At 72.7% G+C, this 25,470-nt stretch carries 26 protein-coding genes and 1 pseudogene; 14 read left to right on the top strand and 13 right to left on the bottom strand.

Translation table 11 applies throughout. The features are described from left to right. Nucleotides 1-17 precede the first annotated feature (17 nt). A complete protein-coding gene (gene sph / locus ACF08F_RS17600; RefSeq protein ID WP_392299386.1) occupies nucleotides 18-1,022 on the top strand; it encodes a sphingomyelin phosphodiesterase in 1,005 nt (334 codons plus the stop codon). Nucleotides 1,023-1,054: 32 nt separating this feature from the next. On the opposite strand, the gene ACF08F_RS17595 is transcribed toward sph, so the two are convergent. Both ACF08F_RS17595 and ACF08F_RS17590 read right to left on the bottom strand, forming a co-directional pair. After that, on the bottom strand, nucleotides 1,055-1,567 hold the full coding sequence (locus ACF08F_RS17595; RefSeq protein WP_392299385.1) for a hypothetical protein: 513 nt from the start codon (nucleotides 1,565-1,567) through the stop codon (nucleotides 1,055-1,057). A gap of 93 nt (nucleotides 1,568-1,660) precedes the next feature. After that, nucleotides 1,661-2,142 (bottom strand): annotated as a pseudogene (locus ACF08F_RS17590) (macro domain-containing protein). 77 nt (nucleotides 2,143-2,219) lie between these two features. On the opposite strand from ACF08F_RS17590, the gene ACF08F_RS17585 reads away from it, so the two are divergent. Then, nucleotides 2,220-2,948 (top strand): MerR family transcriptional regulator, encoded by a 729-nt coding sequence (locus tag ACF08F_RS17585; RefSeq protein ID WP_392299384.1) that lies wholly within the window; start codon nucleotides 2,220-2,222, stop codon nucleotides 2,946-2,948. On the opposite strand, the gene ACF08F_RS17580 is transcribed toward ACF08F_RS17585, so the two are convergent. The 4 genes from ACF08F_RS17580 to ACF08F_RS17565 are packed head-to-tail and all read right to left on the bottom strand — an operon-like array spanning nucleotide 2,935 to nucleotide 8,777. Next, nucleotides 2,935-5,109 carry a 3-hydroxyacyl-CoA dehydrogenase NAD-binding domain-containing protein gene (locus ACF08F_RS17580; protein ID WP_392299383.1) on the bottom strand — a complete coding sequence of 725 codons (2,175 nt, stop codon included), beginning with the start codon at nucleotides 5,107-5,109 and terminating at the stop codon, nucleotides 2,935-2,937. The two genes, ACF08F_RS17585 and ACF08F_RS17580, sit on opposite strands and share 14 nt — an antisense overlap. 47 nt (nucleotides 5,110-5,156) lie before the next feature. Next, on the bottom strand, nucleotides 5,157-6,371 hold the full coding sequence (locus tag ACF08F_RS17575) for an acetyl-CoA C-acetyltransferase (protein ID WP_392299382.1): 1,215 nt from the start codon (nucleotides 6,369-6,371) through the stop codon (nucleotides 5,157-5,159). 46 nt (nucleotides 6,372-6,417) lie between these two features. Next, nucleotides 6,418-7,560, bottom strand: coding sequence for an acyl-CoA dehydrogenase family protein (locus tag ACF08F_RS17570; protein ID WP_392299381.1), 1,143 nt, complete (start codon nucleotides 7,558-7,560; stop codon nucleotides 6,418-6,420). Beyond that, nucleotides 7,557-8,777: a CaiB/BaiF CoA transferase family protein gene (locus ACF08F_RS17565; protein WP_392299380.1), complete on the bottom strand. Its 1,221-nt coding sequence runs from the start codon at nucleotides 8,775-8,777 to the stop codon at nucleotides 7,557-7,559. The genes ACF08F_RS17570 and ACF08F_RS17565 overlap by 4 nt, the downstream gene beginning before the upstream one ends. Nucleotides 8,778-9,117: 340 nt before the next feature. Between ACF08F_RS17565 and ACF08F_RS17560 the strand changes: the two genes are divergently transcribed. Next, complete coding sequence (locus ACF08F_RS17560; RefSeq protein WP_392299379.1) at nucleotides 9,118-10,329, top strand: saccharopine dehydrogenase family protein; 1,212 nt, start codon at nucleotides 9,118-9,120, stop codon at nucleotides 10,327-10,329. A 93-nt stretch (nucleotides 10,330-10,422) separates the two neighbouring features. On the opposite strand, the gene ACF08F_RS17555 is transcribed toward ACF08F_RS17560, so the two are convergent. Both ACF08F_RS17555 and ACF08F_RS17550 read right to left on the bottom strand, forming a co-directional pair. Beyond that, entirely contained in the window at nucleotides 10,423-10,797 is a 375-nt protein-coding gene (locus ACF08F_RS17555; RefSeq protein ID WP_392299378.1) for a VOC family protein, read from the bottom strand. Nucleotides 10,798-10,893: 96 nt separating this feature from the next. Further along, entirely contained in the window at nucleotides 10,894-11,619 is a 726-nt protein-coding gene (locus tag ACF08F_RS17550; RefSeq protein ID WP_392299377.1) for an endonuclease V, read from the bottom strand. Nucleotides 11,620-11,701: 82 nt separating this feature from the next. On the opposite strand from ACF08F_RS17550, the gene ACF08F_RS17545 reads away from it, so the two are divergent. Beyond that, nucleotides 11,702-12,001 (top strand): YciI family protein, encoded by a 300-nt coding sequence (locus tag ACF08F_RS17545; protein WP_392299376.1) that lies wholly within the window; start codon nucleotides 11,702-11,704, stop codon nucleotides 11,999-12,001. Between the two features lie 165 nt (nucleotides 12,002-12,166). Here the strand turns inward: ACF08F_RS17545 and ACF08F_RS17540 are convergent, their stop codons facing one another. Continuing rightward, complete coding sequence (locus ACF08F_RS17540) at nucleotides 12,167-13,249, bottom strand: WD40/YVTN/BNR-like repeat-containing protein (protein WP_392299375.1); 1,083 nt, start codon at nucleotides 13,247-13,249, stop codon at nucleotides 12,167-12,169. Nucleotides 13,250-13,432: 183 nt separating this feature from the next. Here ACF08F_RS17540 and ACF08F_RS17535 point away from each other — a divergent pair, with 183 nt between their 5' ends. The 3 genes from ACF08F_RS17535 to ACF08F_RS17525 all read left to right on the top strand — a co-directional run bounded on the left by ACF08F_RS17535 (nucleotide 13,433) and on the right by ACF08F_RS17525 (nucleotide 16,341). Beyond that, complete coding sequence (locus tag ACF08F_RS17535) at nucleotides 13,433-13,912, top strand: (4Fe-4S)-binding protein (RefSeq protein ID WP_392299374.1); 480 nt, start codon at nucleotides 13,433-13,435, stop codon at nucleotides 13,910-13,912. 142 nt (nucleotides 13,913-14,054) lie between these two features. Continuing rightward, a complete protein-coding gene (locus tag ACF08F_RS17530) occupies nucleotides 14,055-14,471 on the top strand; it encodes an SsgA family sporulation/cell division regulator (RefSeq protein ID WP_392299373.1) in 417 nt (138 codons plus the stop codon). A gap of 229 nt (nucleotides 14,472-14,700) precedes the next feature. After that, entirely contained in the window at nucleotides 14,701-16,341 is a 1,641-nt protein-coding gene (locus tag ACF08F_RS17525) for an ABC-F family ATP-binding cassette domain-containing protein (protein WP_392299372.1), read from the top strand. 51 nt (nucleotides 16,342-16,392) lie between these two features. Here the strand turns inward: ACF08F_RS17525 and ACF08F_RS17520 are convergent, their stop codons facing one another. Beyond that, complete coding sequence (locus ACF08F_RS17520; protein WP_392299371.1) at nucleotides 16,393-16,866, bottom strand: ATP-binding protein; 474 nt, start codon at nucleotides 16,864-16,866, stop codon at nucleotides 16,393-16,395. Nucleotides 16,867-17,048: 182 nt separating this feature from the next. On the opposite strand from ACF08F_RS17520, the gene ACF08F_RS17515 reads away from it, so the two are divergent. From ACF08F_RS17515 to ACF08F_RS17505, 3 genes are all read left to right on the top strand, one after another. Next, nucleotides 17,049-17,900 carry a helix-turn-helix domain-containing protein gene (locus tag ACF08F_RS17515; protein WP_392299370.1) on the top strand — a complete coding sequence of 284 codons (852 nt, stop codon included), beginning with the start codon at nucleotides 17,049-17,051 and terminating at the stop codon, nucleotides 17,898-17,900. 14 nt (nucleotides 17,901-17,914) lie between these two features. Then, nucleotides 17,915-18,175, top strand: coding sequence for a hypothetical protein (locus ACF08F_RS17510; RefSeq protein WP_392299369.1), 261 nt, complete (start codon nucleotides 17,915-17,917; stop codon nucleotides 18,173-18,175). Between the two features lie 217 nt (nucleotides 18,176-18,392). Further along, complete coding sequence (locus tag ACF08F_RS17505; RefSeq protein WP_150264674.1) at nucleotides 18,393-19,367, top strand: acyl-ACP desaturase; 975 nt, start codon at nucleotides 18,393-18,395, stop codon at nucleotides 19,365-19,367. A gap of 37 nt (nucleotides 19,368-19,404) precedes the next feature. Here ACF08F_RS17505 and ACF08F_RS17500 read toward each other — a convergent pair whose 3' ends face one another. Next, a complete protein-coding gene (locus ACF08F_RS17500; RefSeq protein WP_392299368.1) occupies nucleotides 19,405-19,662 on the bottom strand; it encodes a WhiB family transcriptional regulator in 258 nt (85 codons plus the stop codon). A 188-nt stretch (nucleotides 19,663-19,850) separates the two neighbouring features. On the opposite strand from ACF08F_RS17500, the gene ACF08F_RS17495 reads away from it, so the two are divergent. After that, nucleotides 19,851-20,654, top strand: coding sequence for an IclR family transcriptional regulator (locus tag ACF08F_RS17495; protein ID WP_392299367.1), 804 nt, complete (start codon nucleotides 19,851-19,853; stop codon nucleotides 20,652-20,654). A gap of 70 nt (nucleotides 20,655-20,724) precedes the next feature. Next, nucleotides 20,725-21,420 (top strand): TetR/AcrR family transcriptional regulator, encoded by a 696-nt coding sequence (locus tag ACF08F_RS17490; RefSeq protein ID WP_392299366.1) that lies wholly within the window; start codon nucleotides 20,725-20,727, stop codon nucleotides 21,418-21,420. On the opposite strand, the gene ACF08F_RS17485 is transcribed toward ACF08F_RS17490, so the two are convergent. After that, nucleotides 21,347-22,330 (bottom strand): alpha/beta hydrolase, encoded by a 984-nt coding sequence (locus tag ACF08F_RS17485; protein ID WP_392299365.1) that lies wholly within the window; start codon nucleotides 22,328-22,330, stop codon nucleotides 21,347-21,349. The genes ACF08F_RS17490 and ACF08F_RS17485 overlap by 74 nt on opposite strands. A gap of 115 nt (nucleotides 22,331-22,445) precedes the next feature. Continuing rightward, complete coding sequence (gene ligD / locus ACF08F_RS17480) at nucleotides 22,446-23,501, bottom strand: non-homologous end-joining DNA ligase (RefSeq protein ID WP_392299364.1); 1,056 nt, start codon at nucleotides 23,499-23,501, stop codon at nucleotides 22,446-22,448. A 53-nt stretch (nucleotides 23,502-23,554) separates the two neighbouring features. On the opposite strand from ligD, the gene ACF08F_RS17475 reads away from it, so the two are divergent. Both ACF08F_RS17475 and ACF08F_RS17470 read left to right on the top strand, forming a co-directional pair. Further along, nucleotides 23,555-24,613 carry an ATP-dependent DNA ligase gene (locus ACF08F_RS17475; RefSeq protein WP_392299363.1) on the top strand — a complete coding sequence of 353 codons (1,059 nt, stop codon included), beginning with the start codon at nucleotides 23,555-23,557 and terminating at the stop codon, nucleotides 24,611-24,613. Between the two features lie 554 nt (nucleotides 24,614-25,167). Continuing rightward, nucleotides 25,168-25,419, top strand: coding sequence for a hypothetical protein (locus tag ACF08F_RS17470; protein WP_392299362.1), 252 nt, complete (start codon nucleotides 25,168-25,170; stop codon nucleotides 25,417-25,419). The last annotated feature ends 51 nt before the right edge of the window (nucleotides 25,420-25,470 follow it).

Genomic DNA, 25,470 nt, shown 5'->3' with positions numbered 1-25,470 from the left:
CAACCCCCCACGTCACCATGGGAGTTCCTGTGTCCTTCGCCGCGCTCCGCCGCGCCTCCGGCGCCGCCCTCTCGCTCGCGCTCGCCGGCGCCACCCTGGCGGCCACCGCACCGGCCGCCGGAGCCGCCGCCTCCGCGGCGACCGCCGAGACCCCGCGCCTCAAGGTGCTCTCGTACAACGCCTTCCTCTTCTCCAAGACGCTGTACCCGAACTGGGGACAGGACCACCGGGCCAAGGCGATACCCGCCGCCTCCTTCTTCCAGGGGCAGGACGTCGTCGTGATCCAGGAGGCCTTCGACAACTCCTCCTCCGACGCGCTCAAGGCGAACGCCGCCGCGCAGTACCCGCACCAGACGCCCGTCATGGGTCGGTCCAAGACGGGCTGGGACGCCACCAGCGGCGCCTACTCGGCCACCACGCCCGAGGACGGCGGGGTGACGATCTTCAGCAAGTGGCCGATCGTCCGCAAGGAGCAGTACGTCTACAAGGACGCCTGCGGCGCCGACTGGTACTCGAACAAGGGCTTCGTCTACACCGTCCTCGACGTGAACGGCACCCGCGTCCACGTCGTCGGCACCCACGCGCAGTCCACCGACCCGGGCTGCTCGGCGGGCGAGGCGGCACAGATGCGCAGCCGCCAGTTCAAGGCGATGGACGCCTTCCTCGACGCCAAGAACATCCCGGCGAACGAGCAGGTGATCGTCGCGGGCGACATGAACGTCGACTCGCACACGCCCGAGTACGGCACGATGCTCGCCGACGCGGGCCTGACGGGGGCCGACGCCCGCACCGGCCACCCGTACTCCTTCGACACCGAGCTGAACTCGATCGCCTCCGAGCGCTACCCGGACGACCCGCGCGAGGACCTCGACTACGTCCTCCACCGCGCCGGGAACGCCCGCCCCGCCGGCTGGACCAACCACGTGGTCCTGGAGCAGAGCGCCCCGTGGACGGTCACCAGCTGGGGCACGCGCTACACGTACACCAACCTCTCCGACCACTACCCGGTCACCGGCTCCTGATCCGGACCGGCGGCCGGCAGTAGCCCCAGGGCCTAGTACCCGGCCCGGCCGAAGAGGCTGTACAGCCAGACGCCGAGGACTCCGGCGACGCAGAGCAGGACGAACCAGGAGCCGGGGCTCGTGTGCCGCGATCTGCGGGGTCGCCCCGGCTCCGCCCGCTTGCCGGGCCTGCCCGCCTTCCCCTTCTTCCCCTTCTTCCCCTTCGCCTTCTCCTCGGGCCGTCCCGCGCGGGACGGCCCGAGGGGCGTGTCGGCGCCGGCCGCGACGTCGGCGAGCAGTCGCCGGCAGATCGTCGCCAGCTCCGACGTCCCGGCCGTCAGATCGACCACGACCTCGCTCCGGGCCGGCGCGGTGGTCCCCCCGTCGAGGATCCGCCCGGCGCGCAGCAGCGCCCGGTCCTTGCCCCCGGTCGGCGCGAGACTGATCCAGCGGCGCACGTGCTCGCCCCGGATGACCACCCCACCGCCCCGCTCCCGGTACACGGTGTGCTCCCGCCACAGGACACGAGCCAACTCGTCGGCCGTCTCCCTGAGTTGCACGTACATCCGACTCCCCTGTTGCCGTTCCCCCGATTCGAACAGCCGCCGACTCTAGTCCCCACCGCCCACGACGTCGGCGATGCCCCGCCCCGACGCCCCTTACGCGTCGAAGTCGTACACGGTGACCGGTATCCCCCGGTCCACCAGCCTGCGCTCGACCAACGGTCCGATCTCGTCCCAGGTACCGCCCGCCAGCCCGCAGCCGATCCGCGGCATGTGGACGGACGCGCCGAGCTGGGCCGCCCGGTCGCCGAGCAGCCCGAGCGCGGTGTCGATCGCCCCGTACCGCACGGGCACGGCCTGGTTGCGGACCGTCCGTATCCCGTGCTGGCCCACGAGGTTGGCCACCCACGTGTCGGGGTCGACCCGCACGAACTGGGCGGCGCCCAGCCCGAAGTCGTTCCCCGCCCGGTCGCGGTGCCACTGCCGGAAGGCCCTCTCCGGCTCGGGCCAGCGGCGCGTGAGCGCGACGACGAAGCCTCTGCCCCAACGCCGGCGTCGTTGCAGACGTGGGCGATGATCCTGACGCCCTCGCCGAGGGGGGCGGTCGCGTCGCCCTGGACGTACGTGATCCCGTTCATGTCGATCACGCTACGGGCAGCCACTGACAAGGGTCGCGGGTCTTTTACAGTCCTGGTGAGACAGCAATACTGTCCAAGTGAGCGACGAGGAGCACGAGCCGAGGTATACGGTCGACGAGCTGGCCGCGCGGGCCGGGGTGACGGTGCGGACCGTGCGGTTCTACGGGACGCGGGGGCTGTTGCCGCCGCCCGTGATCGGTGCGCGGCGGGTGGGGCACTACGGGGCCGGGCACCTGGCGCGGCTCGCGCTCATCGAGGAGTTGCAGCGGCAGGGCATGACGCTGGCCGCGATCGAGCGGTACCTGGAGCAGTTGCCGGCCGACCTCAGCGAGCAGGACCTGGCCATCCACCGGGCCCTGGTGGCCTCCTGGGCGCCCGAGTCCGCCGAGGAGATCACGCTGCGCGAGCTGGAGCGGCGGGCCGGGCGGGCCCTGACCGGGCAGGACGTCGAGCGGCTCGCCGCGATGGGCGTGCTGGAGCCGATCGAGGGGAGCGAGGCCTTCCGGCTCGACGGGACGCTGCTGCGGCTCGGGGTCGAGCTGCTCGACGTGCCGATCGAGCACGAGACGATCCTCGCCTCCCGCACGGTCCTCGTGGAGCACGCGCGCTCCGCCGCCCAGGAGCTCTCCCGGCTCTTCCGGGACGAGGTGTGGAACCCGTACCGGGAGAGCGCCGAGGACCCGGACCACCTGAGCGCCATGCGGTCGCTCTCGGCCCATATGCAGCCGATGGTGGTCCAGGCCCTGGTCACTGCCTTCCAGCGCTCGCTCCGCGAGGAGCTGCGCGCCGCGTTCAGGAGTCGGTGAAGACCTCGCCGCGCTCGGCCTTCTCGACGAGGAGGGCCGGCGGGGTGAAGCGCTCGCCGTACGTCTCCGCCAGTTCGCGGGCGCGGGCCGTGAAGCCGGCGACACCGCCCTCGTAGCCGTTGACGTACTGGAGCACGCCGCCGGTCCAGGCCGGGAAGCCGATGCCCATGATGGAGCCGATGTTGGCGTCGGCGACCGAGGTCAGGACGCCCTCCTCCAGGAGCCGGACGGTGTCCAGCGCCTCGGAGAACAGCATCCGCTCCTGCATGTCGCGGAAGGGGATCTCGTATCCCGGCTTCGTGAAGTGCTCGCGCAGGCCCGGCCAGAGCCCGCCGCGCTTGCCGTCCTCCGCGTAGTCGTAGAAGCCCGCGCCGCCGCTGCGGCCGGGGCGGCCGAACTCGTCGACCATGCGGTCGATGACGGCCTCGCCCGGGTGGGTGGTCCAGGTGCCGCCCTCCTCCTCGACCGCCTTCTTCGTCTCGTTGCGGATCTTGCGCGGGAGGGTCAGGGTCAGCTCGTCCATGAGGGAGAGGACCTTCGCCGGGTAGCCGGCCTGTGCGGCTGCCTGCTCGATCGAGGCGGGCTCGATGCCCTCGCCGACCATGGCGACGCCCTCGTTGATGAAGTGGCCGATGACGCGGGAGGTGAAGAAGCCCCGCGAGTCGTTGACGACGATCGGCGTCTTGTTGATCTGCCGGACCAGGTCGAAGGCGCGGGCCAGGGCCTCGTCGCCGGTGCGCTCGCCCTTGATGATCTCGACGAGCGGCATCTTGTCGACGGGCGAGAAGAAGTGCAGGCCGATGAAGTCGGCCTGGCGCTCCACGCCCTCGGCGAGGACGGAGATCGGGAGGGTCGAGGTGTTGGAGCACAGGAGGGCGTCGGGGGCGACGACGTGCTGGATCTCCTGGAAGACCTTGTGCTTGAGCGAGGTGTCCTCGAAGACCGCCTCGATCACGGCGTCGCAGCCGGCCAGGGCCTGGACGTCGTCGGTCGCGGTGATGCGGGCGAGGAGCGCGTCGGCCTTCTCCTGGGTGGTGCGGCCCCGGGCGACGGCCTTGGCGCAGAGCTTCTCGGAGTACGCCTTGCCCTTCGCCGCCGACTCGGCGGAGACGTCCTTGAGGACGACCTCGATGCCGGCGCGGGCGCAGGAGTACGCGATGCCGGCGCCCATCATGCCGGCGCCGAGGACGGCGACCTTGCGGACCTGCCGCTTCTCGACGCCCTTCGGGCGGCTCGCGCCCGAGTTCACGGCCTGGAGGTCGAAGAAGAACGCCTGGATCATGTTCTTCGCGGTCTGCCCGACGACCAGCTCGGTGAAGTACCGGCTCTCGATGGTGCTCGCGGTCTCGAAGTCGACCTGGGAGCCCTCGACGGCGGCGGCCATGATGGCGCGGGGCGCCGGGTAGGGCGCGCCGTTCAGCTGCTTGCGCAGGTTGGCGGGGAAGGCCGGCAGGTTGGCGGCGAACTTCGGGTTGGACGGGGTGCCGCCGGGGATCCGGTGGCCGGCGACGTCCCAGGGCTGACGGGACTCGGGGTGCGCGTCGATGAAGGCGATGGCCTTGGCCATCATCTCCTCGGGAGTGGCGGCCACCTCGTGGACGAGGCCGTTGTCGAGGGCGCGCTTCGGGGTGTACTGGGTGCCCTGGAGCAGCACCTTGAGCAGGGCGTCGGTGATGCCCATGAGGCGTACGGTGCGGGTGACGCCGCCGCCGCCCGGCAGCAGGCCGAGGGTGACCTCGGGGAGGCCGATCTTGGAGCCGGGGGCGTCGAGCGCGACGCGGTGGTGCGAGGCGAGCGCGATCTCGTAGCCGCCGCCGAGGGCCGCGCCGTTGAGGGCGGCGACGACGGGCTTGCCGAGGGTCTCGATGCGGCGCAGCGCGCCCTTCATCTCCAGGGCGCCCTCGAAGATGTCCTGGGCGTGCTCGGGGCCCGCCTGGACCATGTCCTTGAGGTCGCCGCCCGCGAAGAAGGTCTTCTTCGCGGAGGTGTAGATGATGCCGCGGACCGAGTCCTGCTCGGCCTCCAGGCGGTCGGCGATCGCGGTGATCGAGGCCCGGAAGGCCTGGTTCATGGTGTTGGCGGACTGGTTCGGGTCGTCGAGGACGAGGGTGACGATCCCGGTCGCGTCCTGCTCCCAGCGGATGGTGGTGCTCTCGCTCATGTCTCTGCTTCTCCGTGGATCCGTGAAGAGGGGTTCGGACGGGACCGTCAGACGCGCTCGACGATGGTGGCGATGCCCATGCCGCCGCCCACGCAGAGGGTGGCCAGGCCGTAGCGCTTGTCCTGGCGCTCCAGCTCGTCGACGAGGGTGCCGAGGATCATCGCGCCGGTGGCGCCGAGCGGGTGGCCCAGCGCGATGGCGCCGCCGTTGACGTTGACCTTGTCCAGCGAGAGGCCCATGTCCTTGACGAAGCGCAGGACGACGGCCGCGAAGGCCTCGTTGATCTCGACCAGGTCGATGTCGTCGATGGTGAGGCCGGCCTTGGCGAGGGCCTTGCGGGTGGCCGGGGCGGGGCCGGTGAGCATGATGGTCGGCTCGGAGCCGGAGACGGCGGCGGAGACGATCCGGGCGCGCGGGGTCAGTCCGTACCGCTCGCCGACCTCCTTCGAGCCGATGGCGACGAGGGAGGCGCCGTCGACGATGCCGGAGGAGTTGCCCGCGTGGTGGACGTGGTCGATCTCCTCGACCCAGTGGTACTTCTGCAGGGCGACGGCGTCGAAGCCGCCCAGCTCGCCGATGTCGGCGAAGGAGGGCTTGAGGCGGGCGAGGGAGTCGGCGGTGGTGCCGGGGCGCAGGAACTCGTCGTGGTCGAGGACGGTGAGTCCGGCGCGGTCCTTCACGGGGATGATCGAGCGGGCGAAGCGGCCGTCCTTGACGGCGGCGGCGGCCCGCTCCTGGGAGAGCGCGGCGTACTCGTCGACGTCGCGGCGGCTGAAGCCCTCGATGGTGGCGATGAGGTCGGCGCCGATGCCCTGCGGGACGAAGTTGGTCTCCAGGTTGGTCATCGGGTCGGCGAACCAGGCGCCGCCGTCGGAGGCCATGGGCACCCGCGACATGGACTCGACGCCGCCGGCGAGCACGAGGTCCTCCCAGCCGGAGCGGACCTTCATCGCGGCCATGTTGACCGCTTCGAGGCCGGAGGCGCAGAAGCGGTTCTCCTGGACGCCGGCGACGGTGTCGGGGAGGCCCGCGGCGATGCCGGCGATCCGGGCGATGTCGGAGCCCTGGTCGCCGACCGGGCCGACGACGCCGAGGACGATGTCGTCGACGGCCGCCGGGTCGAGCCCGGGGTGACGGGCCTGGATCTCCCGGATGAGGCCGACGACCAGGTCGATCGGCTTGGTGCCGTGCAGGGAGCCGTTGGCCTTGCCGCGTCCGCGCGGGGTGCGGATCGCGTCGTACACGTACGCTTCGGTGCTCACGTAAAGCCTTTCGCGATGAGGGTGGTCGAGCGGGAGGGGGACGGCGTCAGCCGAGGAGGGAGCGGCCGATGATCTCCTTCATGATCTCGGTGGTGCCGCCGTAGATGGTCTGGATCCGGCCGTCCGTGTAGGCGCGGGCGACCGGGAATTCGCTCATGTAGCCGTATCCGCCGTGCAGTTGCAGACAGCGGTCGGCGACGCGCTTCTGCAGCTCGGTCGCCCACCACTTGGCCATGGAGGCGTGGACAGCGTCCAGGGAGCCGCTCGCGTGCTCCTCGACGCAGCGGTCGACGAAGGTCCGGGTGACGGCGCACTCGGTGGCCATCTCGGCGATCTCGAAGCGGACGTGCTGGAGCTTGGCGATCGGCCGGCCGAAGGCCTCGCGCTCCTTGACGTACCGGCTGGTGATCTCCAGGAGGTGCTCGGCCCCGGCGATGCCGGCGACGGCGATGGCCAGGCGCTCCTGGGCGAGGTTGGTCATCAGGTGCAGGAAGGCGCCGTTGAGCTCGCCGAGCAGGTTCTCCTTGGGGACGCGGACGTCGTGGAAGAAGAGCTCGGCGGTGTCCTGGGACTTCTGGCCGATCTTGTCGAGGTTGCGGCCGCGCTCGAAGCCCTCGGCACCGCGCTCGACGACGAGGAGGGAAAGCCCGTGCGCGCCGCCCTCCGGGGTGGTCCGGGCGACGACGATCACGAGGTCGGCCAGGATGCCGTTGGAGATGAAGGTCTTGGAGCCGTTGAGGATCCAGTGGTCGCCGTGGTCCTCGGCGGTGGTGCGGATGCCCTGGAGGTCGGAGCCGGCGCCGGGTTCGGTCATGGCGATGGCGGTGACGGTCTCGCCGGAGCAGAAGCCGGGCAGCCAGCGCCGCTTCTGTTCGTCGGTGGCGAGCGAGGTGAGGTACGGGCCGATGATGTCGTTGTGCAGGCCGATGGCGAGTCCGGGGGCGCCGGCCCGGGTGAACTCCTCGGCGAGGACGGCCCCGTAGCGGAAGTCGGGGTTGCCCCCGCCGCCGTACTCCTCGTCGACCGCGAGCCCGAGCAGCCCCTGGCGTCCGGCGGCGAGCCAGACCTCGCGGGAGACGATGCCGTCCTTCTCCCACTGCTCGTAGTGCGGCAGGACCTCCTTCTCCAGGAAGGTGCGGACGGTCGCCCGGAAGGCCTCGTGGTCGGCGGTGTAGAGCTGACGCTTCATGCTTCGGTCTCCTGGGTCGGAGTCGGCGGAGTCAGGGGCGGGGTCGGGGCCGGGGCCGGGGCAGCCGCTGCGGTCGCGGTCGGGGCCGCATTCCCGAGGGCGGGTACGGCCCAGTCGTGGGCGACCTCGGCTGTGTCGGCACCGGGCAGGGCGGGGCCCGTGCGGAGGGTGCCGGGGGTGACGGAGAAGCGGGGTGCGGGCGCGGGCTGGGTGAGGCCGGAGTGCTCGGCGAAGGTGCCGCGGGCCGCGAGGTGCGGATGGGCGGGGGCCTCGCGGAGCGAGAGGACCGGGGAGACGCAGGCGTCGGTGCCCTCGAAGACGGACGTCCACTCCTCGCGGGTACGGCTCCGGAAGCGCTCGGCGACGGCCGCGCGCAGTTCGGGCCAGCGGGCGAGGTCGCCGCGCAGGGCGGCGGCCTCCTCGATGCCGAGGAGGCGGGCGAACTCCGCGTAGAACTGTCCCTCCAGGGCGCCGACCGCCATGTGGCCGCCGTCGGAGGTCTCGTAGACCCCGTAGAAGGGGCAGCCGCCGTCGAGGAGGTTGACCCCCCTGCGGTCCTGCCAGCCGCCGGCCGCGAGCATGCCGTGGATCATGGTGGTGAGGTGGGCGGTGCCGTCGACGATGGCGGCGTCGACGACCTGGCCCTCGCCGTGCGTGCGCGCGTGCTGGAGGGCGGCGAGGACGCCGATGACGAGGTAGAGGGAGCCGCCCGCGTAGTCGCCGACGAGGTTGGCGGGGACGGTGGGCGGGCCGTCCGGGTCGGGTCCGATCATGCCGAGGGCACCGGTGATCGCGATGTACCCGATGTCGTGCCCCGCGGCCCTGGCGAGCGGCCCGTCCTGGCCCCAGCCGGTCATCCGGCCGTAGACGAGCCGGGGGTTGCGGGCGAGGCAGGCCTCGGGGCCGACGCCGAGGCGTTCGGCGACGCCGGGGCGGTAGCCCTCGACGAGGACGTCGGCGCGGGCGACGAGGTCGAGCACGGTGGCGGGCCCGTCCTCGGCCTTGAGGTCGACGAGGACGGAGCGCTTGTTGCGGTTGGTGAGGTCGACGGCCGGGTCGATGCCCAGGCCGGCGCCGCCGGGGCGGTCGACCCGCACGACGTCCGCGCCGAGGTCGGCCAGGAGCATCGCGGCGAAGGGGCCGGGGCCGATGCCGGCCAGTTCGACCACGCGCACCCCGGCGAGCGGGCCGTTCCGGGCGGTGTGGGTCGTGCTCATCGAGCCCCCAGGAGTGTGTGACACCAATGATGTAACACCGGAGATGCTAGGAACGTGTTCCACTCGGCACAAGCCCCCGAGCCGAGCAAGCGCTTGGAAATCGCTTCGGTGCCGAGTTCCGCTATTCTCCGCCGACGACAACCGCGCGCGGCGGCGCGGTACGGCCGAAACGAGGGGCTGTATGGAGACAGGGGCGGGCGCGGGACACGGGGCCGGAGCGGACCCGGGGGACGCGGCGGACGGCACGGGAACGGGGGACGGCGTGGGACACGCGGAGCACGGTGCCGCAAGCGGAGGGCCGGCCGGGGACGGCTCGGGAGCCGCTGACCGACCCCGTTCCGTGGGCCGGGACGAGGCCGGTTCCGCGGGCCGGGACGAGGCCGGGCGGGCGTACGACGTCGTGCTCTTCGGGGCCACCGGCTTCGTCGGCGAGCTCACCGCCGCGTACCTGGCCGAGCACGCCCCCGCCGAGTGCCGCTGGGCGCTCGCCGGCCGGAGCCGCACCGGGCTCACGGCGCTGCGCGAGCGGCTCGCCGCCCGGTGGCCGCACTGCGCGGAGCTGCCTCTGCTCGTCGCCGACGCCGGCGATCCGGACGCGCTGCGCGCGCTCGCCGAGTCGACGCGGGTGGTGGCGACGACCGTCGGCCCCTACGTCTGGTACGGGGAGGGCCTGGTCGCCGCCTGCGCGGAGGCCGGCACGGACTGCGTCGACCTGACGGGCGAGGCCGAGTTCGTGGACCTCATGTACGTGCGCCACGACGCGCGCGCCCGTGAGACCGGGGCCCGGATCGTGCACGCCTGCGGCTTCGACTCCGTACCCCACGACCTGGGCGCGTACTTCACCGTCCAGCAGCTCCCGGCGGACGTGCCGCTCCGCGTCGACGGCTTCGTACGGGTCGGCGCCACCTTCTCCGGCGGCACGTTCGCCTCGGCGCTCACCGCGCTCGGCCGCGGCCGGCAGGTCCTTGAGGCCGCCCGCGAGCGGCGCCTGTACGCGCCGAGGCTGGTGGGACGGCGGGCCCGGGCGCCGCTGGGCGCCCCCCGCTTCAGCCGGGAGACGGGCACCTGGGCCCTGCCGCTGCCGACGCTCGACCCACAGGTCGTGGCCCGCTCGGCCGCCGCCCTCGACCGGTACGGCCCGGACTTCCGCTACCGCCACTACGCCTCCGTGAAGACGCTCCCGATGGCCCTCGGCGGCACGGCGGCCGTCGGCGCGGGCGTGGCCGCGGCCCAACTCCCGCCGGTACGGCGCTGGCTGATGGACCGCTACCGTCCGGGCGAGGGACCGACGGAGGAGCGGCGTGCCCGCAGCTGGTTCTCGGTGCGGTTCGTCGGCGAGGGCGGCGGGAGGCGGGTGTTCACCGAGGTGTCCGGCGGCGACCCGGGGTACGGCGAGACGGCCAAGATGCTCGCCGAGTCGGCGCTCTGCCTGGCCTTCGACGCCCTGCCGAAGACGGCGGGCCAGGTGACGACGGCGGTCGCGATGGGCGACGCGCTGATCGAGCGGCTCCGCGCGGCGGGCATCGGCTTCCGGGTGGCGCACCGGGGCTGAGCCGATCCGCACGACGGCGCGGGGCCGCGGGGCCGCGCTGGCCGGAACCGTCCTCGAACGGGCGGACCCGGGTTCGGACGGGCGGCCCCGGCCTCAGAGCCGTACGAGACGGAAGGGGTGACCGGCCGGGTCGGCGTAGACCCGCCAGGCCGCGTCACCCCGCCCGCCGTCGAGCGGTACGGCCCCGAGCGCGAGGACGGCCTCGTGGGCGGCGCCCAGGTCCTCGACCCGCACGTCGAGGTGGAACTGCTGCTCGGGCGCGCCCCAGACGGGCGGCCGGTGGTCGGCCACGCTCTGGAAGGTGAGCACCGGACGGCCCCGCTCGCCGCGCAGCACGGCGGAGCCCTCGCCGACGGCCCACCGGGCCTCCGGGCTCTCCACCTGACCCCCGATCAACTGGCGGTAGAACTCGGCGAGTTCCCGCGCGTCCGGGCAGTCGAGCACCAGGCTCCGCAGCCGTCCGATCACACGCGGCTCCGGACGGCGGGGGCGTACGGGGAATGGGGTGTTGTCATGAACCCCACTATGCCGGGCCGCGCCGGGCTCCGGCATCCGTACGCGTACTCAGAGCTTCCTGAGCCCCTCGACTCCCTCGCCGGGTTCGCCGAGCGCCTCCTTCAGGGCGCTGCGGCAGAGCGCGTCGGCGTGGCGGGTGGTCTCGGGGATGCGGTAGCGCGGGGCGAGGTGCAGGGTGTGGGCGCAGGCGTTGTCGAGGGAGATCCGGTGGCCCACGGAGACGAAGACCGGCTTCACCCCGTGCCGGGTGCGCAGGGCCCGTCCCACCTCCTCGCCCTCGGCGAGGAGCGGGGCGAAGTCGCCGCGTGCGGGGCCGGGTTGCCCGTACGAGAAGGTGAAGGGGTTCTTGGCGACGCCGATGGACGGCCGTCCGGTGAGCACCCCGAGATGGCTCGCGAGGCCGAAGCGGCGGGGGTGGGCGAGGCCGTAGCCGTCGCAGACGAGCAGGCCGGGGTCGGCGGTCAGCGAGCCGAGTGCGGCGAGCACGGTCGGGATCTCGCGGAAGGCGAGCAGCCCGGGGACGTAGGGGAACGAGACGCGGCCGACCGCCGTGGCCTCCTCGACCACGTCGAGGGTGCGGGCGTCGAGGACGACGGCCGCGGCGGCGACGAGGTCGCGCTCGTCGTCGTAGGCCACGTCGAGTCCGGTGACGTGTCCTTCGCCGACGGGCGGCCCGGGCTCGTCGAGCACGATCCGCCCGCGCAGTTCCCGCTGGACGTGCCGTGCGGTGTCCTCGTCGGCGGGCCAGTCCGCCGGAACGCCGATGATCGTCATGGTGCCAGCCACCTTACGGCCCCCGTTGCGAGGGCCGGAACGCCTGGCCGGGGTCCGCCGGGTGCCGGGTAGCCTGGCGATCATGTTCGTACTGGAGTTGACCTACACCGCGCCCGTCGAGCGGGTGGACGCGCTGCTCGACGCGCACATCGAGTGGCTGGACGAGCAGTACGCCGCCGGGGTGTTCATCGCCTCGGGGCGCAAGAACCCGCGTGACGGCGGGGTGATCCTGGCCGCCGGGGTCGGCCGCGCGGAGATCGAGGAGATCGCGGCGGCCGACCCGTTCAGCGCCGAGGGCGTGTGCGCGTACCGGATCACGGAGTTCTACGCGACGAAGACGGCCGACGAACTCGCCGCGTACCGGGAGCAGCTGCCCTCCTGACCGCGGCCGGGGCGGTGGCTCCCGGCCGCGGGCCGAAGGGCCTGTCCGACGCCGATGGCCGGCCGACGCCGACAGCCGGCCGACCTCTCGGACCTGTCCGGTCGATCGTGGCCGTGGCCGCGGCGGCCGGCGCGGCCTTGCCGACCCTGATCGACCGGACAGGTCCTAGCCGTGGCCGAGGCGGGCGATCCTGCCCTTCTCTCCGGAGGCCCAGCACGAGCCGTCGTTCGTGCAGTCCACGGTGTCGTACGAGCCGGTGTCGAGCGTGCGCCAGGTGCGGCCGCCGTCGGTCGTCAGGTCCGTGCCGGTCGGGCCGACGGCGAGTGCGGCCGTCCTGCTGTGCGGGAGCCAGGCGACGCCGGAGCGGTAGGCCGGCGGCGGCGCGTCCGAGGCGTGCCAGGTGCGGCCCCCGTCCCTCGTCACGGCGGCGGCCCGCGGGGACGGCTGGTCCTTGCGGTAGTCGCCGCCGACCGCGATGCCGTGCGTGCGGTCCCGGAAAGCGAGGCCGAAGACACCCCGGGCCGGGTCCCCGGCGGGGATCGGCGTGGCGGTCGCGGTCCAGGTCAGCCCCCGGTCCGCGGAGTGGAGCACGCGGGCCGTGGCGCCGCCGCCCGTCGCGAGCCAGACGTCCCGGGGTCCGGAGGACACCAGGCACTGGCCGCTCGCGGCGAAGCCGGCCTCGCCGGGGAGCGCGTCCGGCATCCCGGCGCTCGGCAGCACCCGCCAGGAGCGGCCTCCGTCGCTGGTGGAGAGGATGCGGTACTTCCCGTCGACGGGGTCGCTCATGGCGAGTCCGTGCCGCCGGTCGAAGAAGGTGACGCAGTCGTAGAAGGCGCGCGGGTCGGTGTTCCGGAAGGACTCGGTCCAGGTGGCGCCGCCGTCCTCGGTGCGCAGCAGGCGCGAGGCCTCGCCCTCCCCGATGGCCAGGACGACGGCCCGGCGGGCGTCGAAGGCCTCGACGTCGCGGAACTCGAGCTCGCCCGCACCGGGTGGCGAGACGTTTCGCCAGCTCCGGCCGCCGTCCGTGGTGCGCAGCACCGTGCCCTTGGAGCCCGCGGCCCAGGCGGTCCTGCGGTCGACCGCCGCGAGCCCGCGGAAGCGGGCGTCGGTGCCGGTCGGTGTCAGTTGCCAGCCGGCCGCCGCCGTGGGGGTCTCCCCGGCGCGCGCCGGGGCCGCCAGGCTCAGCGCGAGCGCCGCCCCGATCAGCCCCACCGACATCATTCGTCTCGTCTTCCCCATGGACGTCATGGCGCCGGAAGCTAGTGCCCCCGGCCGGTCCCCGTCCAGAGTGCCTCCCCGGGCACGCCGCGAAGTCCGCGGGAGCCTCCCCGGGTGCGCACCCGCCCGGGCGTTCCTAGTCCTGTCGTCACACTCCCGTCGTCCGCCCGCAGGGCAGGCGGGAGTGTGACGACAGGGCCTAGGCTGGGACGCGTGAGCGATCGCGAGCGTGCGGACGAGCGTGCGCCGGCCGAGGAGAAGCCGAGGCTCAAGGAGTACGACGGCGAGGGCATCACCGTCACTTTCGAGCCACGTCGCTGTCTGCACGCGGCCGAGTGCGTACGCGGTCTGCCCGAGGTCTTCGATCTGTCCCGGCGCCCGTGGGTGCTGCCCGACGCCGCCGATCCCGGCCTCGTCGCCGAGGTGATCCGGCGCTGTCCGTCGGGGGCGCTCCAGTACCACCACCACCCCGCGGAGGCCGCCGCCGAGCCCCCGGACTCCCCCACCTCTGTGCGCCGCACCCCCTCCGGCCAGCTCGTTCTGCGCGGGGACCTGCTCGTGGCCGGCCCGTACGGGGACCGGCACGAGACCCGGGTGATGCTGTGCGGCTGCGGCGCCTCCGCGAACCAGCCGTACTGCGACCACTCGGGCCCCTGCGCCGAGCCGGACGACGACGACGCCGAGCGGCGCTGACCTCGGACGCTCCGGATCGGTGACGCAGGTCACGTGGTTCCGGAGTGCACGTTCCGGCCGCGCCGCTCGTCTTCCCTTGTGTGAGGTGCCCTGGTGTCGGGGAGACGCACAGGATCCGAAACCCGCGCGAGAGGAGCCGGTCTTGCCCGCCGTCATCGAGCAGTCCGTCCAGGCCCGTCTGGTCGCATCCGCCCCCCGGATGGAGACGGTCCCCGCCACCCTGCGGTACGACCGCGAGGACCCGTACGCCGTGAGCATGGCCTTCCCGCCACCGGCGACCCTGGAGGGCGTCGAGGTCTCCTGGGCCTTCGCCCGAGAGCTGCTCGTCCAGGGCGTCGACCGCCCGGCGGGGGTCGGCGACGTCCGCCTGCGCCCGTACGGGTACGACCGCACGGTCGTCGAGTTCCACGCCCCGGAAGGGGTGGCGATGGTCCACGTCCGGACCTCGGAGCTGCGCCGTTTCCTGGCGCGCTCGGAGCACCTGGTGCCGGCCGGGAGCGAGCGCGACTACCTGGACTGGGACCACGACCTGGCGGAGCTCCTGCGCGAGCACCCTTAATTCGTTTGCCCCCGTCAGGCCCACGTCGTACGGTCGTACCTGACCTTGTTGTCGTTGATCGGAGAAGGACGTTGCTCGTCTGAGGTTGCGAGACACCGCGCCGCGCGTGCCCCCTGTGCCGCGTGTGCCGTTCTCGACCTCGGCGTACGAGCCGTTCTTTCGACTGCCCGCGCCCCGGTGTTCTCGCGTCGCCCATCCATGCTCGCGCCAGCGCAACCGGGAGGCCTCCATGGCGCATCACCCTACTTTTCTCACCTGCTCTTCTCTCTCCTTCTCCTGGCCGGACGGCACCGAGGTCTTCGACGACTTCCGCCTCACGGTCGGCCCCGGCCGTACCGGGCTCGTCGGGCTCAACGGCTCCGGCAAGTCGACCCTGCTGAAGCTGCTCGCGGGCGAGCTGTCCCCTGCGGAGGGGACGGTCCGCGTCACGGGTGAGCTCGGACACCTCCCGCAGAACGTCGTCCTGGACACCTCGCGGCGGGTCGACGAGATTCTCGGCATCGCGGCGAAGCGTGCCGCGCTGCACGCCATCGAGGCGGGCGATCCGGCCGAGGAGCACTTCACCGCGCTCGCCGACGACTGGGACGTCGAGGAGCGCGCCCGCGCCACCCTCGACCAGCTGGGGCTCTCGGCCGTCGGTCTCGACCGGACCGTCGGCGAGGTCTCGGGCGGCGAGTCCGTCCTGCTGCGCCTCGCGGCGCTGCTGCTGGCCCGGCCGGACGTCCTGCTGCTCGACGAGCCGACGAACAATCTGGACCGGCACGCCCGAGCCCGTCTGTACGAGGCAGTGGAGGGCTGGTCCGGGGTCCTGGTCGTGGTCAGCCACGACCGTGAACTCCTTGAGCGCGTCGACCAGATCGCCGACCTGCGGGACGGCGAGGTCACCTGGTACGGCGGCCCCTGGTCGGCGTACGAGACGGCGCTCGCCGCCGAACAGGAGGCGGCGGAGCGGATGGTGCGGGTCGCCGAGGCGGACGTCCAGCGCCAGAAGCGTGAACTGAGCGACGCGCAGACGAAGTTGGCGCGCCGTAAGCGGTTCGCACAGAAGAGCTACGACAACAAGGTCGTGCCGAAGATCGTGGCGAACGGCCGCAAGAGCGATGCCCAGGTCGCGGCCGGGAAGCACCGCACCCTGCACACGGAGCGTCTGTCCGAGGCGAAGGAGCGGCTCGACGCGGCGGTGGAGGCGGTGCGGGACGACGACGAGATCCGCGTCGAACTGCCCCGCACCTCGGTGCCGCCGGGTCGTGAGGTGCTGTTCCTGCGTGAGCTTGAGCTGCGGTACGGGGCCCGGGTCGGCGGCGAGTTCGCGCTGCGTGGTCCGGAGCGGATCGCGCTCGTCGGCCGGAACGGCGCCGGCAAGACGACGCTGCTCCGGACGATCGCGGGGGAGATGGAGCCGCTGTCGGGCGAGGCGGACGCGCGGGTACCGCTCCGCTTCCTGCCGCAGCGGCTCGACGTCCTCGACGACGGGCTGAGCGTGGTGGAGAACGTGGCCCGCTTCGCGCCCACGGCGACGGGGAACGCGATCAGGGCGAGGCTGGCGAGGTTTCTGTTCCGGGGGGCACGGGCGGATCAGCCCGTGGGCACCCTCTCGGGCGGGGAGCGGTTCCGGGCGACGCTCGCGGCGCTGCTCCTGGCGGAGCCGGCTCCGCAGCTGCTGATGCTGGACGAGCCGACGAACAACCTGGACATGGCGTCGGTCCGGAAACTGACGGCCGCCCTCGACGCGTACGAGGGGGCGCTGATCGTGGCGAGCCACGACGTGGCGTTCCTGGAGTCGCTGGGCATCACGCGCTGGCTGCTGCTCGACGGTGAGCTGCGACCGACGACGGCGGAGGAGGTGCGGGGAGTGACCGCCAGGGCGTAGGCCGCCGGGACGGGGCGGCGGGCGGTCCAGGTGGGGCAGAGTGCCGGTTGCTCAACGGTGCAGTAACGCCCAGGACTTGGTGCCGCCGCCCGGTGTCAGTACGGGGGCGAGGCCCCAGTCGCCTCCGTGCGCGTCGACCGCCGCGGCCAGCAGCCACATGCTGCGGCTCCGGCGGTCGCGGCATTCCTCGGCGGTGGTGGGCGAGGCGTGGGCCGGGTGCTGGTCGTAGAGCACGATCCGCAGCGCCTCGTACTGCCAGCGGACGCGGAGGATCATCTCGCGGTCGGGTGTGAAGCGGTACGCGGCGGCGACGAGTTCCGAGGTGGCGAGCGCGGCGGTCTCACAGAGCTCGGAGAGGCCGTGGCGCGCCAGGAGGGTGCTGACCGACTCGCGGGCGAGTCCGGCGCAGTAGGCGCCTCCGGGGAGGAGCATCGAGTAGCTGAGGTTCTCCGTGGCGGGAGGTATGGGCCCGGCCGCGACGGCGGACGGGTGGCAACGCAGTGCGCCCTTCATCGGGTTGCTCACATTTCTTGCGCATTGGGGGGGTACGCACACACGGATTCGGTTGCCCCGTGTGAGACTTGCGCTACCGACCGTAGCGCACGAGCGGAGCACAGTGCTACTACTTGCGGGTAGTCGTGCCATTCCGGCCGAAACGGCGATCCACGGGGTTCGCCGCCGTCACGCAACGCAAGGGGAGATCGCGCGTGCCACCCAGGAGCAGCCCGACCGCACGCCAGCAGCGCCTCGGGAGCGAACTACGCCGACTGCGCGAGCAGTCGGGCATGTCGGCGCAGCAGGCCGCCGCCCTCCTGGGCGTCGACCGCACCCGTATCCCCAACATCGAATCGGGCCGCTTCGGCATCAGCGCCGAGCGCGTCCGCACCCTCGCCTTCAACTACGGCTGTCCCGACACGGCACTCGTCGACCTGCTCGCCGGCATCGCCCAGGAGCGGGACCGCGGCTGGTGGGAGGAGCACCGCGGCCTGCTGCCGCCGGCCCTCACCGACATCGCGGAACTGGAGTTCCACGCCTCGGAGTTGCAGAGTGCCGTCACCACGCACATCCCTGGTCTCCTGCAGACGGAGGAGCACGCGCGGGCCGTCTTCGACACCGCCGTCCCGCCCCTCCCGGGGCCCGACCTGGAGGCCCGCCTCGCCCTGCGGCTGCGCCGCCAGGAGGTCCTGGAGCGGGACCGGCCCGTGCTCTACGAGGCCGTGATCCACGAGGCGGCGCTGCGCATGCAGTTCGGCGGGCCGAAGGTCGCGCGCGCGCAGCTGGAGCACATCCTGGCGCGCTCCGAGCGGGACACCGTGACCGTCCGCGTCATCCCCTTCGCGGCGGGGGGTTTCCCGGGAGCGGGCCAGTCGTTCACCTATGTGTCCGCGCCCGTGCCGCAGCTCGACACCGTGCAGCTCGACTCCTCCCACGGCTCGATCCTCCTCGACGCCGACATGCAGCTCCGCCGCTACCGGGGGCTCCTGGACCGGCTGCGCGGGCTCGCCCTGTCCACGACCGACTCGCACGCGTTCATACGCACCATCGCCCAGGATCTGTGAAGGACCGCCGCACCATGAACTTCACCACCCCCCACACCGCCGCCACCCCCACCGCCACCCCGCCCGGCGCCGCCGCGCCACCGGCCGTCTCCATCGACTGGGACGAGGCCTTCTGCAGCGAGGGCGCGAACTGTTTCCGGTTCGGCCTGGACGACTCCGGGCGGGCGTACATCGGCTCGACCCTGGCCCCCGGCGAGTACGTCAGCGACTCGGTGGAGGCGCTCCGCGCCCTGATCTCCGCGGTGAAGGCCGGCGCGGCCGACCACCTGCTCTGAGTAGCCGGGCACACGACCAGGAGTGACCGGGGAGCGACCTGCCGGGACGTGACCTGCGTCTCCACCACCCGCACGGAGCAGCGCGCATAACGGAACGTAATCGGACATCGTCCGAACGGGCTTGGCCGACGCCTTACGGAGCCTTAACCTACGGTCTCGTAACCTACGAATCCGTAGGTAATCCCGTATGCCCTTCTCTCCGTCCCCAGGAGTCCCCGTGACGCTCACCTCTCCCCACCTCGGCAGCTCGGCGGAGTGGACCGACGCGCGCCTGCTCTACGCGCTGGAAGAGGTCGTGGAGAAGGAGCTCAACCGGCACCTGAAGGTCACCAAGGACTGGATGCCGCACGAGTACGTGCCGTGGTCCGACGGCCGGAACTTCCCCGGCTTCTTCGAGGACGGCGAGGCCTGGGACCCGAAGCAGTCCAAGGTCACCGAGATCGGCAAGATCGCCCTCGTCGTCAACCTGCTCACCGAGGACAACCTCCCGAGCTACCACCACGAGATCGCCAGTCTCTTCGGGCGCGACGGCGCCTGGGGCACCTGGGTGCACCGCTGGACCGCCGAGGAGGGTCGTCACGGCATCGTGATGCGCGACTACCTCCTGGCCTCGCGCGCCGTCGACCCGGACAAGCTGGAGCAGTTCCGGATGTCGCACATGAGCGAGGGCTTCGAGTCCGACAACCGGCACTCGATGCTGCACTCCGTGGCGTACGTCGCCTTCCAGGAGCTCGCGACCCGCATCTCGCACCGGAACACCGGCCACCAGTCGGGCGACCCGGTCTGCGACCGGATGCTGGCCCGTATCGCCACCGACGAGAACCTGCACATGGTCTTCTACCGGAACCTGCTGGGCGCGGCCTTCGAGCTCGCCCCGGACCTGACCATGATGGCCGTGCGGGACGTGGTCGTGAACTTCCGGATGCCCGGACACGGCATGCCGGGCTTCGAGCGGGCCGCGGCGCAGATGGCGATCGGCGAGATCTACAACATGCGCATCCACCACGACGACGTGCTCCAGCCCGTCCTGCGCTTCCTCAAGGTCCTGCAGATCGAGGGGCTCGGCCCCGAGGGCCTCCAGGCCCAGGACGAGCTGGGTCTGTACATGAACGGCCTGGACAGCGAGGCCTCCAAGTTCGACGAGAAGCTCGCGGCCCGCAAGGCCCGCATGGCGGCCCGCGCCGCCGGCTGACCCACCCCGCGGCGTCCCGGTGAGGAGCGCGTGCGGCTCAGCGGCGGCCCTGCTGCCGCTTGAGCCGCACGCGCTCCTTCTCGGAGAGCCCGCCCCACACCCCGAAGCGTTCGTCGTGGTCCAGCGCGTACTCCAGGCACGCCACGCGCCCCTCGCACGCCCCGCACAGCTGCTTGGCCTCGCGCGTCGACGAGCCGGGGGCCGGGAAGAAGAACTCAGGGCCCGCCTGGGCGCACAGGGCGTTCTCACGCCAGGAGAAGTCGGGAGCGGTCAGCACGTCGGTATCCGTCTGCATGACCGACACGTTGCCCGCCGGGCGTAAACAGGCCATCAACGTTCGATCAATGGCGTATACGCGGCACCGGACAGACGCCCGACCGCCGCCCGTCGATGAACAAAGTGTTTCCGACCCCGTAGGCCACCCGGTTCGGCTCCCGTCATGTGGCAGCGTGGGAGCCCGATCACCCACGGGGAGCGAACCCTATGACGACCGAGGCCGGCATCGTCCGACCCCCGGCCGGCGCCCAGGCGGTCCGCCGCGCGCTGGACGTGCTGCACTGTTTCCACGACAACGGTCCCGACCTCAGCGCCTCCGACCTCGCGCGCCGGCTCGGGCTCGCCACCTCCACGGCGCACCGGCTGGCGCGGACCCTGCTCGGCGCGGGCTTCCTGGAGCAGGACGCGCGGACCGCCCGCTACCGGCTCGGCCCGGCGATGACCGAGCTCGGCCGTCTCGCGTACCACCAGCGGGGGCTGCACCTGGCCACGCCCGAGCTCGCCGATCTCGCCGAACGCACGGGCGCGACCGCCGATCTGGCGCTGCGCAGCGGTCCGCACGTGGTGATCGTGGCGGGCGGTCCGGTGACGCCCAAGGTCGGCCTGCGGCGGCCGCTGCACTCCACGGCGCTGGGGAAGGTGCTGCTCGCCTGGCCGCGCTCGGGCGAGGACGGCCCCCGCGCACTGTCGGCCTCCTTGCCGGCGCCGGCCGCGGTCGCCGACCGGTTCTTCGTCGAACCCCCCGCCCTGGCCGTGGAGTTGGCGCGGGTGCGGGAGACGGGGTACGCCCTCGGCGACGGCGAGTCGGGCCACGGGGTGCGGACCGTGGCCGTGCCGGTCCTGGAGCGGGCGGGACACGCGCGGTTCGCGCTCGCTGTCCGCGCGGCGCCGGAGTCGATCACCGACGCGCGGCTCGGCTGGTACCTGGCGCAGGCCCGGGAGTGCGCCAGGGCGCTGGAGGTCCTCCTGCTCGCCCCGACGGAACGGCGCGACCCCGGGGAGCGGGGCTGACGGCGGCCCCCGCTTCCGGACGCGCCCGGCGGAGATTTCCGCACGGTCGTGCGTTCAGTACGATGAGGGCATGAGCGGCAGCACCGGACGCGGCACCACGGGTGCCGGCACCGACACCAAGCCGGACGGACGGGTCGAGCGCGGCAACCAGACGCGGCGGCTCGTGCTCGGCCGGACCATGGACATCGCATCCGTCGAAGGGCTCGAAGGCCTGTCCCTGGGCCGGATCGCGACCGAGCTGGAGCTCAGCAAGAGCGGCGTCTTCGCCCTCTTCGGCTCCAAGGAGGAGCTCCAGCTCGCCACCCTCAGAGCCGCCGTCGCCGTCTTCGCGGAGCAGGTCGTCACCCCCCTGAAGGACGTGCCCCCGGGAGCGGGGCGTGTGCGCGCGCTGTGCCGGAACTGGCTCGCGTACTCCTCGGACCGGGTCTTCTCGGGCGGCTGCTTCTTCTACGCGGTCTCGGCCGAGTTCGACGCCCGTACGGGTCCGGTCCACGACGCGGTGGCCCGGGCGCGCCTCGACTGGTCCGCGTACATGGAGCGGACCCTGTCGGAGGCCCGTGCCGTGGGGGACTTCACCGAGGACCTGGACGTGGAGCAGCTGGCCTTCGAGGTGATCGCCCTCATGGAGGCGGCCAACGCCCGGTCCGTACTGCTCGGCGACGTCCGCGCGTACGACCGCGCCGAGCGGGGGGTCACGACCCGGCTGCGCTCCTCCGCCACGGACCGGGGCCGCGCGGCACTGACCGACCAGGGCGAACAGGCCTGATCGCGGGCACGGTGACCGCCGGCTCCGGCCCGGGCCCGGCGGTCACGAACTCCACGGCCTCGGCCACCACCCCCGGGTCGGTCAGGATGCGGCGGTGGCCGAGGCCCCGGGTGACCACCAGCCGGGCCCGGTCGCCGTGGGCGCGGGCCAGCCGGCGGCCCTGGACGACGGGGACCATGTCGTCGTCCTCGTCGTGGAACAGCAGGACGGGGAGGCCGAGTTCGGCGGCCGCCCCCTCGGCGTCGAACCGGTCCCAGACGCCGGGCTCGTCCGGCGCGACCTTCCGCTCGACATGTGCGCGCATGCGCCGGACCACCAGGTCGTCCACGCCGAGTCCGGCCCGGAAACCCGCGAGCAGCATGCCGAAGGAGCCGACCCCGCCGAGGCCCACGAGGCGACCGGCCCGGATCCCGGCACGGGCGCCCTCACCCTCGCCGACGCCGTCGCGGAGGGCGAGGTGGGTGGCGAGGACGCCGAAGGAATGGGCGACGACGGCGTCGAAGTCCCCGTGCTCGGCGTGCAACTCCCTGATGATGTCCCGGTATTCGACGATGTTGCTCGCCCTTCCCGGCGACTCGCCGTGCCCTGGGGCGTCGAAGGCGACCGGGCTGTAGCCGCGTTCGAGCAGGGCCTCGGCGAAGGCGGTGAGCCGTGAGGCGCGCGAGGACCAGCCGTGGACGAGCAGGACCGGCCGGCGGCCGTCGCCCCACGCGTACGTGACGACCTCCTTGCCCCGGACGCGGAGGCGTCCGGTGCGGGCGGCGGCGAAGAGCGCCTGCTCCTCCTGTCGCGGCCGGGCCCGGCCGAGCGGGCGGACGAAGAGGTGGAAGGCCATGTGTCCGGCGGGCCCGGGGGCGACGCGGGCGGCGGTGTTCAGGACGGTGCGTACGAGCGGAGCCATCGGATACATGCCGGATCTCCTCGGTCGGCCTGGATGCGAGAAAATGCTAGCACGACCGTTCGTGTTGTTTTATGGTCGAAGAGGCGGGCGGGCCGACCCCACCCGGAACGGTCGGCCCGCCCCGTCACGCCCGGGGCGACTCCCCCTCGGAGGAGGCCTCCCCCGGCTCCTTCTTCGCGCGGCTCGGCTGGACCCGCTTCGGCTCACCCGGCATCTTCGGGTACTCCGGCGGGTACGGCAGGTCGCCGAGGCCGTGGTCCGCCTCGTCCCGCCGCGCCAGTTCGAGCAGGGACTCCAGGCTGAACCGCTCGTCGTCCATGTCGGCGTGGACGTCGCCGAGTTCGGCGTAGCGGGCCGTCATCGTCCTGATGTCGAAGTCGCGCGGCACGGCGTCGTCGATCTCGTCCCACCGCAGCGGCGCCGAGACCGGGGCGTGCGGGCGCGGGCGTACGGAGTAGGCGGAGGCGATGGTCCGGTCGCGGGCGGTCTGGTTGTAGTCGACGAAGATCCGCTCCCCGCGCTCCTCCTTCCACCACTTGATGGTGACCTCCTCCGGCATGCGTCGCTCCAGCTCCCGCCCACAGGCGATGGCCGCCCTCCTGACCTGCGTGAACGTCCAGTTCGGCAGGATCGGGACGAAGACGTGGAGGCCTCGCCCGCCGGAGGTCTTCGGCCAGCCGCGGAGCCCGTGCTCGTCGAGCACGGAGCGCAGCTCGTGGGCGGCGCGAACGGCGTCGGCGTACTCCGTGCCGGGCTGCGGGTCCAGGTCGATGCGGAGTTCGTCGGGGTGGTCGGTGTCCTCCCGGCGTACCGGCCAGGGGTGGAAGGTGACGGCGCCGAGGTTGGCGGCCCACAGGACGGCGGCCGGTTCGGTGGGGCACATCTCGTCGGCCGACCGACCGCTGGGGAAGGTGATGTGGGCCGTCGGGATCCAGTCGGGGAGGTACTTGGGGGCGCGCTTCTGGAAGAAGGACTCGCCGGTCACCCCGTCGGGGTAGCGCTCCAGGGTGGTGGGACGGTTGCGCAGGGCGCGGGTGACGCCGTCCCCGACGGCCAGGTAGTAGCTGACCATGTCGAGCTTCGTGTAGCCGGGTTCGGGGAAGTACACCTTGTCCGGATTGGACACGCGCACGGTCCGGTCGCCGACTTCGAGTTCCACCGCTGCCGCCTTGCCTGCCATGCGGGCAAGCCTAGGGTTCGCCGACAAGTCCCGCATACCGGACAATCGACCCCATGGATCTGCCGGTGATGCCGCCCGTGAAGCCGATGCTCGCCAAGGCCGTGAAGAAGATCCCGCCCGGGATGCAGTACGAGGCGAAGTGGGACGGGTTCCGCGCGATCGTCCACCGCGACGGGCCGGAGCTCGTCATCGGGAGCCGGACGGGCAAGCCTCTGACCCGGTACTTCCCCGAGCTGGTCGAGGCCCTCGCGGCCCGGCTGCCGGAGCGCTGCGTGGTCGACGGCGAGATCGTGATCGAGCACGACGGGCATCTCGACTTCGACCGGCTCAGCGAGCGGATCCATCCGGCCGAATCCCGGGTCCGCATGCTCGCGGAGACCACTCCGGCGCGGTTCGTCGCCTTCGACCTGCTCGCCCTCGGGGACGAGTCCCTGCTGGAGGTGGGGCTGAGCGAGCGACGGGCGGCCCTGGAGCGGGTCCTCGACGGGGTCGACGCGCCGGTCCATCTGGCGCCGGCGACCCGGGACGCGGAGGTCGCCGCCCGCTGGTTCGAGCAGTACGAGGGCGCGGGGCTCGACGGCGTGATCGCCAAGCCGCTCGACCTGCCGTACCGGCCGGACGCCCGGCTCATGTACAAGATCAAGCACGAGCGGACGGCCGATGTGGTCGTGGCCGGCTACCGCCTCCACAAGAGCGGCCCGGTCGTCGGCTCACTGCTGCTCGGCCTGTACGACGCCGGGGGCGCCCTCCAGCACGTCGGCGTGTGCGCGGCCTTCACCGCCGCCCGGCGCGCCGAGCTGATCGAGGAGCTGGAGCCGCTGCGGATGGACCCGCCGGACGGGCACCCCTGGGCGGCGTGGACGGAGGAGTCCGCGCACGAGGGGGCCCGGCTGCCGGGTGCGCCGAGCCGCTGGTCGGGCAAGAAGGACCTGTCGTGGGTGGCGCTGCGGCCGGAGCGGGTGTGCGAGGTCGGGTATGACCACATGGAGGGCGACCGCTTCCGGCACACGGCCCAGTTCAAGCGCTGGCGCCCCGACCGGACGCCCGGGTCCTGCGGGTACGGTCAGTTGGACGAGCCCGTCTCGTACGACCTGGCCGAGGTCCTCGCCTAGGGCGTGTTGCGAAAGTAGCGCCGGCCGCCCGAAGGGCGGGCCCGACGGCGTCTGGTGCGTGCGATCGCACGGCGGAGGGTCGCCCCGATACTGGATGTATCGGGGTGATCTCGACAACGCGGCGAGCGTGCGTGCCAGGCGCCGTCGGGCAGGCGGGACTTTCGCAACACGCCCTAGGACGCGCGGACGCCCGGACCACGGAACGGTCGCGAGCGGAACCCGTCGGAGCGACGAGTGAGATGCTTCACATTCCGCGGTCCGATGATCTCCCCAACACCCCTCCATCGAGAAGACGTTCATCGAACGTCTTCTCGATGCGCGAGGGCCGTCGCTCCGCGCGTGAGCCGTCGGCCGCCCCCGCACCTGCGGGAACGCCTCCCGGGGCACCCGCCGTCGGCGCGTCCCCCGCTCCCCCTGCCGCCGGCTTCCCCGTCGGCGGGGCGTCCCGCCGTCATGTCGGCGCGGCAGCCCGGTGCCGGAACCCGTACCGCGATCCGGTACGTATTGGAGGAGGAGACACTCCGCACCCTCCCCGCACCGACAAGGACTGCCCCGTGATCGCCTCGCCCTCGCCCCTCGTCCCCGTACCGATCCCCGACAGCGTCGCCGCTCTGATCGGCGCCTGTCTCCCGCTGCACGTCCTCCAGGCCGAGGTCGACGCGGACTGCGCGGCGCGCGAGGTGTACCGGTTCCGGGGCCCGCTCTGCGCGGAGGACCGGGCGGACCGCGAGCACGCCCTCGCGGCCCTGGCGCGGGCCAACAAGATCCTCGCCAGGCACCATCCCCAGCTGACCGTCACCCCCTGACCCAGTACACCTGTTCGGCCGTCCCCCGCATGCATGCGGCCGGTGGCGGTG

This window comes from Streptomyces sp. NPDC015130 (assembly GCF_043080005.1).
Taxonomy (GTDB): domain Bacteria; phylum Actinomycetota; class Actinomycetes; order Streptomycetales; family Streptomycetaceae; genus Streptomyces.
The sequence above is the reverse complement of the archived record's forward strand: the minus strand, read 5'-3'. Positions and strand labels throughout refer to the sequence as shown.

Excerpts from the sequence above, each read along its gene's own strand:
- ACF08F_RS17500 (WP_392299368.1), bottom strand. The coding sequence starts at position 19,662 with ATGCAGACGGATACCGACGTGCTGACCGCTCCCGACTTCTCCTGGCGT.
- ACF08F_RS17495 (WP_392299367.1), top strand. The coding sequence starts at position 19,851 with ATGACGACCGAGGCCGGCATCGTCCGACCCCCGGCCGGCGCCCAGGCG.
- ligD (WP_392299364.1), bottom strand. The coding sequence starts at position 23,501 with ATGGCAGGCAAGGCGGCAGCGGTGGAACTCGAAGTCGGCGACCGGACC.
- ACF08F_RS17525 (WP_392299372.1), top strand. The coding sequence starts at position 14,701 with ATGGCGCATCACCCTACTTTTCTCACCTGCTCTTCTCTCTCCTTCTCC.
- ACF08F_RS17565 (WP_392299380.1), bottom strand. The coding sequence starts at position 8,777 with ATGAGCACGACCCACACCGCCCGGAACGGCCCGCTCGCCGGGGTGCGC.
- ACF08F_RS17475 (WP_392299363.1), top strand. The coding sequence starts at position 23,555 with ATGGATCTGCCGGTGATGCCGCCCGTGAAGCCGATGCTCGCCAAGGCC.
- ACF08F_RS17510 (WP_392299369.1), top strand. The coding sequence starts at position 17,915 with ATGAACTTCACCACCCCCCACACCGCCGCCACCCCCACCGCCACCCCG.
- ACF08F_RS17595 (WP_392299385.1), bottom strand. The coding sequence starts at position 1,567 with ATGTACGTGCAACTCAGGGAGACGGCCGACGAGTTGGCTCGTGTCCTG.
- ACF08F_RS17485 (WP_392299365.1), bottom strand. The coding sequence starts at position 22,330 with ATGTATCCGATGGCTCCGCTCGTACGCACCGTCCTGAACACCGCCGCC.
- ACF08F_RS17580 (WP_392299383.1), bottom strand. The coding sequence starts at position 5,109 with ATGAGCGAGAGCACCACCATCCGCTGGGAGCAGGACGCGACCGGGATC.
- ACF08F_RS17570 (WP_392299381.1), bottom strand. The coding sequence starts at position 7,560 with ATGAAGCGTCAGCTCTACACCGCCGACCACGAGGCCTTCCGGGCGACC.
- ACF08F_RS17545 (WP_392299376.1), top strand. The coding sequence starts at position 11,702 with ATGTTCGTACTGGAGTTGACCTACACCGCGCCCGTCGAGCGGGTGGAC.
- sph (WP_392299386.1), top strand. The coding sequence starts at position 18 with ATGGGAGTTCCTGTGTCCTTCGCCGCGCTCCGCCGCGCCTCCGGCGCC.
- ACF08F_RS17550 (WP_392299377.1), bottom strand. The coding sequence starts at position 11,619 with ATGACGATCATCGGCGTTCCGGCGGACTGGCCCGCCGACGAGGACACC.
- ACF08F_RS17490 (WP_392299366.1), top strand. The coding sequence starts at position 20,725 with ATGAGCGGCAGCACCGGACGCGGCACCACGGGTGCCGGCACCGACACC.
- ACF08F_RS17540 (WP_392299375.1), bottom strand. The coding sequence starts at position 13,249 with ATGACGTCCATGGGGAAGACGAGACGAATGATGTCGGTGGGGCTGATC.